The 7,726-nt window shown below is 64.0% G+C and carries 7 protein-coding genes and 3 pseudogenes; 4 read left to right on the forward strand and 6 right to left on the reverse strand.

What is annotated here, in order from left to right; all coding sequences use genetic code 11:
- A partial coding sequence (locus ACFQEY_RS05630; protein WP_379765630.1) for an IS1595 family transposase occupies positions 1-470 on the forward strand: 470 nt, incomplete at its 5' end.
- A gap of 363 nt (positions 471-833) precedes the next feature.
- Here the strand turns inward: ACFQEY_RS05630 and ACFQEY_RS05635 are convergent.
- A pseudogene (locus tag ACFQEY_RS05635) lies at positions 834-1,102 on the reverse strand (IS1595 family transposase); the annotation flags it as partial.
- A 46-nt stretch (positions 1,103-1,148) separates the two neighbouring features.
- On the opposite strand from ACFQEY_RS05635, the pseudogene ACFQEY_RS05640 reads away from it, so the two are divergent.
- Positions 1,149-1,193, forward strand: a pseudogene (locus ACFQEY_RS05640) (hypothetical protein); the annotation flags it as partial.
- 58 nt (positions 1,194-1,251) lie between these two features.
- A complete protein-coding gene (locus ACFQEY_RS05645; protein WP_379765633.1) occupies positions 1,252-1,548 on the forward strand; it encodes an enoyl-CoA hydratase/isomerase family protein in 297 nt (98 codons plus the stop codon).
- 272 nt (positions 1,549-1,820) lie between these two features.
- Here the strand turns inward: ACFQEY_RS05645 and ACFQEY_RS05650 are convergent, their stop codons facing one another.
- From ACFQEY_RS05650 to ACFQEY_RS05670, 5 genes are all read right to left on the reverse strand, one after another.
- Positions 1,821-2,228 carry a Zn-ribbon domain-containing OB-fold protein gene (locus ACFQEY_RS05650; RefSeq protein ID WP_379765636.1) on the reverse strand — a complete coding sequence of 136 codons (408 nt, stop codon included), beginning with the start codon at positions 2,226-2,228 and terminating at the stop codon, positions 1,821-1,823.
- Positions 2,228-3,397 (reverse strand): thiolase domain-containing protein, encoded by a 1,170-nt coding sequence (locus ACFQEY_RS05655; RefSeq protein ID WP_379765639.1) that lies wholly within the window; start codon positions 3,395-3,397, stop codon positions 2,228-2,230. The genes ACFQEY_RS05650 and ACFQEY_RS05655 overlap by 1 nt, the downstream gene beginning before the upstream one ends.
- Before the next feature lie 162 nt (positions 3,398-3,559).
- The gene (locus tag ACFQEY_RS05660) at positions 3,560-5,020 is read right to left on the reverse strand and encodes an acetyl-CoA hydrolase/transferase C-terminal domain-containing protein (RefSeq protein ID WP_379765642.1); all 1,461 of its coding nucleotides are present in this window, start codon (positions 5,018-5,020) and stop codon (positions 3,560-3,562) included.
- Positions 5,017-5,562 (reverse strand): MaoC family dehydratase, encoded by a 546-nt coding sequence (locus tag ACFQEY_RS05665; protein WP_379765645.1) that lies wholly within the window; start codon positions 5,560-5,562, stop codon positions 5,017-5,019. The genes ACFQEY_RS05660 and ACFQEY_RS05665 overlap by 4 nt, the downstream gene beginning before the upstream one ends.
- The gene (locus ACFQEY_RS05670; protein WP_379765648.1) at positions 5,562-6,761 is read right to left on the reverse strand and encodes an acyl-CoA dehydrogenase family protein; all 1,200 of its coding nucleotides are present in this window, start codon (positions 6,759-6,761) and stop codon (positions 5,562-5,564) included. Before ACFQEY_RS05670 ends, ACFQEY_RS05665 begins: the two co-directional genes overlap by 1 nt.
- Before the next feature lie 584 nt (positions 6,762-7,345).
- Between ACFQEY_RS05670 and ACFQEY_RS05675 the strand changes: the two are divergent.
- Positions 7,346-7,726 (forward strand): annotated as a pseudogene (locus ACFQEY_RS05675) (IS5/IS1182 family transposase); the annotation flags it as partial.

The raw sequence follows: 7,726 nt of genomic DNA on the forward strand, positions 1-7,726 counted from the left end.
GCGAGCGCGACTCTGGGTCGCGCTCGCGTGCCCTCTCAAAACGTGGACGAGGAACGTATGAAGAGGACAAACCGCCGGTGTTCACGCTCGTTGATCGCGGCAGCGGTCAGCGATACGTCGTCCCGGCGAAATCCGCCGACGAAGCAACGGTTCGACTCCTTCTCGACAACCACGAGAAGGAGTCGCTGACCGTGTATACTGACGGATTTCGGGCCTACGATCCACTCGACGATGACGAGAACTTCCACCGAGAAGCAGTAATTCACGGTGACGGCGAGTACGTTGATGGAGACGCACACGTGAACACGTGCGAGAGCCACGCGTCGCTGGCGCGACGGTGGCTCTCGCCGCATCGAGGCATCTCAAAGGACAAACTCACAGCGTATCTCAGACCGTTCCAACTTCGGCGACGAATCCTCCGCAAACCGGGACGAGAAGCACTGAAACAGATTATCCGAGAAGTTCTCTGACTCACCAACAATGTACTTCACAAGAGCGTAGTTCAATAATGCCCGGTGTGCCGGATGATGTTGTCTCGTTCGAGGAATAATTGGGGTATAACCCTTCAGTCCCCTATTTGCTGGACGGAACGTCCCGTGTCGGGCTGTTCCAGCAGCAGCGTTTCCATTACAAACACAGTTGGTAATATTATAAGTCACCCCTTCTCAACCGACAGTTTCTGGCAACGTCACTGAGCAAAGACGTAACCATTACAAGTAGATGATCATAATTCTCCATCCCCCTCTCTGCAGGTTTGACCGAAATTTGTGAGCTGTTTTCTCGTTTTCCGTCCGGTGATACCATACGATACTTGAGAAGACGCTCTTCGGTAATCTAGCCAACCATGGCCGGAGCAGCGACCAGAGGCACTGGGCCTGATTCGTGTAGACGCCCTCCTCGGAGACGTATCCGTCGTCATGGACAACGTACAGGTGATCGTGCTCCATCTCCCGGTAGGCTGGTAATCCGTCGGACCAGACTTCTCCGAGCGGCTGGGAGAGGTCGTCAGCCTCCTCAATGACCGGCCCGAGACGTTCTCGTAGTCGCTTCCCGCCTGAGCTGACACTACGCGAAGCACGTCGCGGCAGGCCGCGACAAGCGCCAACGAGGAAGCGCGGTTCGGCCTCCCGGAAGTCGGCCTCGGACTCATCCCTGGTGCGGGCGGCGTGCAGTTGCTCAGCGAACTCACTTTGCCTGCCGCCGCGAAGGAGATCGCGATGACGGGCGAGCACGTCAGCGCTGACCGCGCGCGTGAACCTCGTTTGCTGGGTTTACGGGGCGGAGTTCGACGACGCCGTCGCCGAGTTCGCCGAGACGGTCGCCCCGAAACCACCGCCCGCGATCCAGGCGATCAAACGGTCGGCTGCCATCGCTACCCGGACGAGCCTTGAGGAGGGGATCGCCTACGACCGACAGCAGTTCGAGCCGCTTCTGTCGACCGAGGAACACAGGGAGGGCGTGCGACCGTACGTAGAAGACGACTATGAGTCGACGTTCGACGGCCGGTGGCTGGGCTTGCAGGTCGAGTTCACCCGTGTACCTCGGTGAAAGCAGGTCCCGGTGACACTCCGCTCTGGCGAGCGACCTTCCTCCGGGGGTGGTTCCACAGCGGCGGTCCTCACGCGAGGTCCTGTCTTCGGAGTCGGAGTTAAGTGAACGCATCATCGTTCGCGACGTTCTCGATCGCACTCCCACGGCTCAACCCGTGCTCGGGATGTTCGAACCGACCGACCGTCTCGACGGTCAAGAACACACCTCGATCCCCGCGCGTCGTGAACCGGCTGTGAAAGTTCGGCGGCAGTGCGAGGAACGGCTGGGCCTCAGTCGAGGCGGAAAACCGGAATCCCGACGTCCTTACGGTCGGTGGCGGCGAACGCGACTGAGACGGAATCGCCGACGGAGACGTCCTCCGGGCGGCACTCGACGAGGTTCGTCATCATTCGGGGGCCCTCGTCAAGTTCGACGTAAGCGACGACGAGCGGAAGGTCGTCCTCGGGCCAGCCCTCCATGCGCTCGGCGGCCGAGTACGAGTAGACGGTGCCGTCGCCGCTCGCCTCCAGCCACTCCGTTTCCGTGAAGCAGTCCGGACAGCGAGCGCGCGGGTAGTGGATGGTGAGCCCGCAGTCCGGGCACGTAGACAGCAGGAGTGTGCCCTCACTCGCGGCGGCCCAGTAGCGCTCGCTCTCCGGTGTAACGTCGGAGAGCGGTCGGGGTTCCCACGAGTCCATCATGCTTCACCCTCCGCGCCCAGCACGAGCGTTGCGGCGCCGTGGCGGGTCGCGATACTTCCGCCGGTACCGTGAGCGATGGCGATATCGGCGTCGACCTGCACCTCCGGGTTCGCGTCGCCGCGGATTTGGCGGACGGCCTCGATCACCTTCGTCATCCCGCCACGGTTCCCCGGGTGGTTCGAACAGAGGCCGCCACCGTCGGTGTTGAACGGGAGGTCGCCGTCCGCTCGCAGCGTGCCGCCCTCGATGAACTTGCCGCCGTCGCCTTTCGCACAGAACCCGAGGTCCTCAAGCGCCTCAAGGACGGTGATCGTGAAGGAGTCGTAGATCGAGGCGTAATCGACGTGTTCGGGGCCGAGACCCGCCTCGGCGAACGCGCGCTCGCCGGACTCGACGGCGCCCGTGGTGGTGAGATCGATACGGCCGGCGTCGTGGTGTTTCGCCGACTCGCCGTGACCGAGCACCTCGACGCACTCGCGGTCGAGTTCGGCGCGAACGTCCTCGGAGACGACGATGAGGGCGCCGCCGCCGTCGGAGATCACACAGCAGTCCAGCAGGTGTAGCGGATCGGCGACGATCTTCGAGTCGACGACGTCACCGACGGTCACCGGGTCCTGGTACATCGCGTGCTCGTTGTACTGGGCGTGCTGGGAGGCGGCGACGCGGATTTCGGCGAGTTGCTCGCTCGTCGTCCCGTACTCGGCCATGTGGCGGCGGGCAGCCATCCCGTACATGGAGACGTTGGTCGCGCCGTAGATGCGCTCGAAACTGTCCTGAACGGTGCGGAGTTCCCGGGTTCCAGATCCGGTCGCCTGCCCGCGCGACCGGGGACGGCCGGCGAGCGTGATCAGGGCGACGTCGCACTTGCCGTCGCGGATCGCGCTCGCGGCGTGGCCGACGTGAGCAATGTACGAGGAACCGCCGTAGTCGGTCGTATCGGCGTACGCGACGTCGAGCCCCAGGTAGTCGGCTGCCATCAACGGTGTGAGCGCGAAATCCATCTCGGGAACGCCCGCAGTGAAGTACGCGTCCACGGCGTCTTTCGGGACGCCGGCGTCCTCGAGCGCGCCAGCCGCAACGTCCGCGTGGAGTTGCATCGTCGACTTCTCCGGCGCTTCCCGGGTCGGATGCTCGAAGGCGCCAGCGACGTACACCGAGTCACTCATGCGAACGCACCCCCACATCGTTCGGGGCGACGCGCTCGCCGGGGCGTCCGAGCCGAGGCCGTCGGCGGCAGTCGCGCCGAGTGGTTCGAGTTCGATTGCGGTGGCGCGGCCGGCCGGAGCCAGCACCAGTGACGATACGGGTCGTGTCAGTGATGGGATCTGTCATAGTCGGTCTGTGTGCCAGTCGAGTGCCGTTTCGATGTCGTGGGGGATGTGCCCGCCGGCTGCGAGCCCCCGGTCGAGATACTGCCGGAGGTCGTCGCGGTAGTCGGGGTGGGCACAGCGTTCGATGAGGGCCGCCGCGGTCTCTGCGGGGGCGTTGCCTCGGAGGTCCGCGACGCCCTGTTCGGTGATGACGACGTCGATGTCGTGTTCGGTGTGATCGACGTGTGGGACCATGGGGACGACGCGGGAGACGTCGCCGTCCGCGGCCGTCGACGGGAGCGCGAGGACGGCGAGAGGGGCGTTGCGGTTGAAGTCGCCGCTGCCACCGACACCGTTCATCACCCGCGTGCCGCCGACATGTGTCGAGTTCACGTGCCCGAACAGGTCGACCTCGAGCGCGCTGTTCACGCCGACGACGCCGAACCGATCGACGAGCGTCGGACTGTTTGAGAGGTCGGCCGGCCGGAGCACGATGTCCTCGGCGTACCGCGCGGCGTCGTCGAATAGCCGGTCCTGGCCCTCGCTCGAGAGCGCGAGTGACGTCGCGCTCGCGGCCGCTAGATCGCCGTCGTCGACGAGATCGAGGAGACCGTCCTGGATGACCTCGCCGAAGTAGATCAGCTCGCGTCCGCCGAGATCCGCCTCCCCGAGCGCGCTCATCAGGGCGTTCCCGAGGCTGCCGACGCCGAACTGGATCCGGAGCGAATCCTCGAACAGCGGGGAGCGCCGGACCTCGGCCTCGAGGAACTCGCCGAGGTTCGCCGCGATGGCGCGGTCGTCGTCGGTCGGATCGCGGAACTCGTAGGGCTGGTCTCGGTGGTCGGTCTCGACGACGGCCACGAGTTTCTCGGGATCGAACTCGATGCGGTCGTCACCGATGCGACCGTCGGGCTCGGTGAGAGGGATCGGCCGCCGGTTCGGCGGCCTCCCGGGCCGATAGATGTCGTGGAATTCCCGGATCGCTGTTGGCACCGAGTAGTTGAGTTCGACGACGAGTTCGTCCGCACTCGCGACGAACGCCGGCGTCTGGCCGACGCTCGTCGTGGGGACCAGCCAGTCCGGACCGACCGCGAGCGCTTCTACGACAGCCACGTCGCCGTCGGCGAGTCCGCCGTACTGGACTTCGTCGCCGAGCGTGCTTATGTTGCGGTCGTGGAAGGCGATGTCGCATGCGTTGACTGCCTCGCGGGCGGGCGAGCGTGCCTGGTACGGAAAGCGCCGCGCGATGGCGTCGGCCTCAACGAGTTCGACGTCGATCTCGGCCCCGACGCTCCCACCGCTGACAACCGTAAGCGAGAGGTCGCGGTCCGACTCCGCGAGCGCGAGCGGGACCGCCTTCGGGTAGCCGACACTCCCGAACCCGCTGGTGAGGACGGTGGCGGCGGCGGCGACGTCGGCGGCAACTGCGTCTGCGTCCCGGACGGGGAGATCGCCGACGAGTCGCTCGTACTCACTCACCCCTGGTCACCCGGGTGGGTGCCGACGCCCTCCGGCCAGCCCGGCGGCTGTGCGGCGGACGGCTCGGCGTACTCCCGTTTGAGCACCATCGGCGTCCGTTCCAACGACAGCACGAGGTCGTCGTCCTCGTTGTACGCGCGTAGCTCCGTCGTCACCATCCCAACGTGCTCACGGCTTTCCGATTCCCGTTTCGAGAGGATCTCGGACTCGGCGAAGATGGTGTCGCCGTGGAAGACGGGGCTGTGGTGACGAATGTCGTCGTAGCCGAGGTTCGCGGTGGCATTCATCGAGATGTCGATGACGCTCATGCCAACCGCCAGCGCGATGACGAAGGTCCCGTTCACGAGGCGCTCGCCGAACTCCGTCTCGGCGGCGTACGCCTCGTTGAAGTGCATCGGGTTGACGTTCATCGTCAGGTTGGTGAACCAGACGTCGTCGGTCTCGGTCACCGTCCGCCCATAGGGGTGTTTGTACACGTCCCCCACCTCGAAATCCTCGTAGAAGCGTCCCTGCCAGCCGGACTTGAGAGCTTTCTCGGTCATTAGTACGAACGGGGGAGATCGAGAACGTTTTCACCGACGTAGTTCAACGCGAGTTGTTGGGTGATCGGCACCAGCCTAGTGAGCCGGGCCTCGCGGAAGTAGCGCTCGACGTCGTACTCGCGGGCGACACCGAACCCGCCGTGGGTCTGCACGGCGGCGTCGGCGGCCCTGAATGCCGCATCGGCGGCGAGGAATTTCGACATATTCGCTTGCACACCGACGTCCTTCTGGGTCGCCTTCCCGGCTTCGCTCGCGGCGTTGTACACCATGCCCTTGGCAGCCTGGACGCGAGCGTGTGCCTCGGCGAGCGGGTGCTGGATCGCCTGGTTCGAGCCGATGACGCGCCCAAACACCTCGCGCTCGTTGGCGTAATCGACACCGGCCTCGATGGCGGCTTCTCCGAGACCGATACACTCGGCGGCGATGGCGAGGCGTTCCTCGTTGAGCCCGTCGAGCATCTGGTAGAACCCCCTGTCCACGTCGCCAATGACGGCTGACGCCGGAACGTGCAGGTCCTCGAAGAACAGTTCGTAGGAATGGACGGCACCGCTCACGGTCTTGTCGATCTGCTCGATCTCGAGGCCGTCCTGGGCGTAGGCGTCCTCGAGATCGACGAGAAACATCGTCAATCCCCGGGTGCGTTTTTCGACCTCGGACCTGGGAGTCGTGCGTGCCATAAGGACGATGTAATCGCTCGCGTCAACCCGGGAGATCCAGATCTTCTGCCCGTTGACGACGTACTCGTTGCCCTCCCGTTCGGCGCGTGTCTCGATGGACGTCGAGTCCGACCCTGCGTTCGGCTCGGTGAGACCGAACGCCTGAATCGACTCCTCGCCGCGTGCGACTTTCGGCAGGAGACGCTCTTTCATTTCCTCGCTCCCGTACTTGACCAAGGGGACGGAGTTGTAGATCGCGCCGTGGACCGCCTGTGCGGCACTGAACCCGCCGCCGGAGGCCGCGATCTCCTCCATTATCACGACGACTTCCTCCGTCCCCATTCCGGCACCGTCGTATTCCTCGGGCAGGAGCGCCCCGAACCATCCACCGCTTGCGAGTGCATCAGCGAACTCGTGTGGGTACTCGCCCTGTACGTCCTTCTCGCGCCAGTAGGACTGATCGAAATCCGAACAGATGTCCCTAATCGAGTCCCGGACGAGACGTTGCTGGTCCGTCAACTGGACTGTGTCTCTGTCTACCATCGGTCGTTGAGTCAGTGGTCTTCGGATGAATTAAACCTATGGATCGCTGGCGTTCCGAATCGCCGTCACAACGTCCCCGTGGTCGTGGAGTGACGTGAAGATCGCTGCGAGTTCGTCGGCCGTCGCTTCGGGACGGCGCGACGCGTGCAGTCGTCGAACATTGCCGCCGAGTTCCGCATCCGAAAGAGAATCGTCGTGGGTACCGGGAGGGGATCCTGCCGACGCTCGTAGGCTCCCTCATCTCGATCCGAACGACGGCCGCGTGAGAGTTGTAGTCGAACGTCTCGTCGACCCCGTAGTCGATGCGCGCACGGAGACGTTAGACCGCAGTGTCATCAATCGCCTGTAGGTCAAATGCAGCGACGCCGCGATCCCGGACGGCGGCGCTCACGACCGTGTACTCCAGGGAGAACTTCGCTTCAAGGCCAGTGTCAGAGTCAGTGTGGAGGAGGCATCGGCGCCACCCTGTGCAACCTCGGCGTGGATCCGCTCTATCTCCTCGGAGCGATGCCGTATCCTTATACGAGTGCGAGGGTGTCATAGAACGAGTAGCACACCAAAGAGCAGGGTGAATGCTGAGGTGGATGAGCTCAGCGACCCTGCAAGATGATCCTTCGATAGATTCGTTCTTCAATGCCGTGGAAACCGAGACGCTAGCGCTGTTTGAGCACCTTTCATTCGAGTTTCTCGAAGAGTTCGATGTGTTCGCCCCGGCGAAGACGGGGCGAACACGAGAACACAACCCACCAGAGCTGATGCGTGGCTTTCTCCACTGCTACTACAAGGACATCTACGGCATTCGTCCCGTTGAACGAGAGCTTCGGAACACGGTCATTTGGCTGAGCTGTGGGTTCGATCGACCGCCGTCGAGAGACGCGGTCGATCGCTTTCTCACCGATCTCGAACACGTCGTTGACGAGGTCTTTGACCGGCTCGTCGAGCAGGCCGCCTGCCGCGGCCTGCTC

This window comes from Halorubrum trueperi (assembly GCF_042662525.1).
GTDB classification, from domain to species: Archaea; Halobacteriota; Halobacteria; order Halobacteriales; family Haloferacaceae; genus Halorubrum; species Halorubrum trueperi.